This window comes from Rhizorhapis sp. SPR117 (genome assembly GCF_021742065.1).
The window spans coordinates 1-3,341 of record NZ_JAKKIE010000140.1 but is presented as its reverse complement, the minus strand read 5'-3'; the positions used below and the strand labels follow the sequence as shown (position 1 = coordinate 3,341).

Annotated in this window: 1 protein-coding gene; it reads right to left on the bottom strand. The window is 55.9% G+C overall.

The annotated features are described in order from the left end of the window. Positions 1–63: 63 nt before the first annotated feature. Positions 64–3,126, bottom strand: coding sequence for an Eco57I restriction-modification methylase domain-containing protein (locus tag L3X40_RS21330; RefSeq protein ID WP_237367351.1), 3,063 nt, complete (start codon positions 3,124–3,126; stop codon positions 64–66). Positions 3,127–3,341 lie beyond the last annotated feature (215 nt).

Here is a 3,341-nt window from a genome sequence, read left to right as displayed (position 1 = left end):
TGGACCGGCATTCCCACAGAAACGGCTTCAGCCCCTCCACTTGATCCTACCGGCATCAGCCGGTCAGTCATTCAGCGCCTTTTCCACTTCCTTCTGGAAGGCGGCAAAGTCGGGCAGGCTCCACCATTCCTTCAGCTTGCCGGTCAGCTTCGCATTGGCCGGATCGGTGGCAAGGTCTGGAATGCGGCGGGTGATAGCCTGTTGCAGATCATGGCGCTTTTCCGCCGCCGACTGCGCAGCGCGTGCGAGGCTGCTAATCTCGGCCTTCTGTTTCGGGCTGGCGGATGGTATTGGAAAGGCACTAAGACCCTCCGGTTGAATTTCAAAGAATCCACCAGATTTTACCGCAAAAATGCTCTTGAATTGAAACAGGGCTAATGTTGAATTCAACAATGAAGTTACGAATTCGTTGTCTGACTTAGCATCAATCATATAAGCTGTATTGCTTATAATTGATCCTGACCGGTCAACAGAAAATGTTGGCTGTGATGATATTTTTGTGGATACTATCTTTTCATTTGAGAATTTAGACCAGTAGGCTGTTTTATCCTGAATTTCAGACCACCGGTAGGTGCCTGGCTTGCGCCCGGGCCACTTTTCGTCAGGCCGCGACGGCTTCCAATTTTCCGGCCTTGGTTCCAGCTTTTCTCGATGACCCGAAAGGTAATCTACGATTGCAGGATACCCTGACAAATCTAGCCCTTGGCGTGCGAATATGATCCACTGGTCACGCCCAACCTGATGCCATCGTTCGAGGTCCTTGCCTTCGAGCCATGGCTTGAGAAGGTTGTTCAAAGCTGCATCATTGGCCACAAGTCCGTCTCGGGTCTTTTGATTGACGACAAAAGCGTCGTTCCGGCCAGTCGTTACCCCCCTGAATGGCTTGCCATAGATTTCGCGCAGCGGGCGTTTTCCACTAATGATCTTCGCCCTCAAAACGCGCAAAGTATCGCCTTCCAGCTCCCATGAACCGCGCCCCAGTGTCGCTTGCGGAAAGGGTTTGGCTGCATCGGCAAAGGCATCGGCAAAACTATCGGCTGGCATCTCGCCAATTTTCCAGAATTGCAGTTGATGGCTGACCGGCGGCGCACCGGCCCGCATAGTCAGGATGGCGGGATAGGTGGTGACGCCTTCAAAAATCTGATTGTGACCGAAATCAACCACTGCTTCCAACGTGGCGTTCGTGCACAGGAAATCACGCAGCGGCGCGCCCGATGCGATCTTAAAGAAAGTGCAATTGCTGATGAAGCCCAACCGTCCGCCGGGCTTCAAAATGCGCAATCCACGTTCGAAGAAATAGGCGTAAAGGTCCGCTACGCCGTGATAGACCTCAAACCGCTTTTCGAGATACGGCTTAAGGTCTTTCAGCAATTCCTGTCGCACATAGGGCGGATTACCCAGCACCACGTCGAAACCGCCCGCCGCGAATATTTCGGGGAAGGCGGTTTTCCATTCGAAGCCGTGGCTGCGATAGGCAAAACTGCTGTCTTCGATCAGGCTATCCCCAACGCGCAAGTTGGCATCGAGACTGTCCAGCACCTTGCCGCGCCGCGCGGTCTTGATCCACAGGCTCAGCTTGGCGATTTCCACGCTTTCGCTGTTCACGTCCACGCCGAACAGGTTGTGCGTCAGGATTTCGCTGTCAGGGTCCAGCAGGTTGCCTGCCATGCCCTTGCCTTCAAGTTCGGCCAGCCGGGTGTTCACCTGTTGCAATTCTGCCTTCAAGTAATCGAAGGCCATGATCAGGAACACGCCTGATCCGCAGGCCGGATCGACTATGCGCAGGCTGGTCAGCCGATCCCGATAGGCAGCCCATGCCTGTTTTTCCGCCTTGGCCGATTTCCATGCAATCGCCTCGTCATCGGCCTTCGCCCCCTTGGCGGCATATTGGCCCAGGATTTCGGCAAAAATCTCTTTGCAGTGCGTTCCTAGCGTCTGGTCCACAATGAAGCGCGCAACATAGTCGGGCGTATAGACCACGCCGTCACGCTTGCGCCGCCCACTAGTGCCGCTGGCCTTCTTTTCAACTGGCGCTTCGCCAAGCGCCTCGGCCTGAAGCTGCTCCACGTCGGCAATCGATTGCTCGAATATGTGGCCCAGCACTGTGACGGAAATTTCGCTGGCAAAGTCATATTCGGCCAGCCGCTTGAAGCCCTCGCAAATGTGATCGGGCACGGCCAGCGCATTGATTGTGGCGTTCGGCTGGAACAGGCCGCCATTGTAGCGCGGAATTTTGAGCTGGTCGTTGCCCCGGTCAATTGCGGTGAACAGGCCCAGGAACGTCTGCCAGACCGGCTTGGGGTTATAGGGATCGCGATGCTGGAAGGCGTCCAACAGGCTGTCATCGGGCAGCAAGCCGTTATCCTCGGCAAAGGCAATGAACAGCACCCGGTCCAGAATGGTCTGGCCCAGCCGTATGGATTCGAGCGGGTCGCCATCGGGCAGGGCAGTTTGCACGGCGCCAATCAGATCGCTGCGCAGGGTGCGATAGTCGGCATAGAGCCGCGCGGTAATGTCGCGGTCTTCCTTCCGGCTTTCATCCAGGATTGCCAATGTTTGCCCGGACAGCAGGTTGTCCGCCGACAGCAGCAGCACGAACCGCTGATATTCGGCTGGATCATGCAGCTTCGCCAGATCGAAGCTGTCATGGAATTGCCGTCCGTCCGCATAGCTGTAGAGGCGGATTTCAAGGTAATTGGAAACCAGTACCCATTTGGTGCCGACATTGTCGCTGGCATATTCCCAAGCCTGCTGCACCGGGGTCTTGGCCCGCCCCGGCATGATGGCATCAAGGTTCTTGGTCTTCGCGCCCTTCAGTTCGAATGGGGCGATGATCCGGCGTTCGTCCTTCGTGAAATGGCCGAACGCAAGATCAACCGATCCCGCGCCAATCTGCGCTTCAACATCAACGGTCCATTGGCCGCTATCGTTGAAATCCTGATAGCCCAGCACTTCGCAAATGATACGCTGCTTGAAATTGCCGTGAAGTGCCGTTTCCTTTTGCGTCTCAATCGAGCGGTCGCGGATTGTTTCGCCCCACTGGCGCAGGATTTCCAACTTCGCGGGATCGGGCGGGGCGGCGCGGGCAATGTGACGCTTGATTGTCTTGGTATTGAATAGCTGCACGCGTTCGCCCCTCGTTTGGGGATGACTTAGCAGCGGGTGCGGTTGGACGCCAAGAGGCTTAGATGCAAAATAGGGCAACAACGGTAACATCGGTAGCAAATGCACATCTACCCAGAGGGCGATTTCACCGAGATCGTGCCCTAGTCACCTGAATCCGAAGTTCGCTTCATTGTTTTCTGGCAGAAGCGTTTGACGGCGGCGAGGATCTCGTCGGC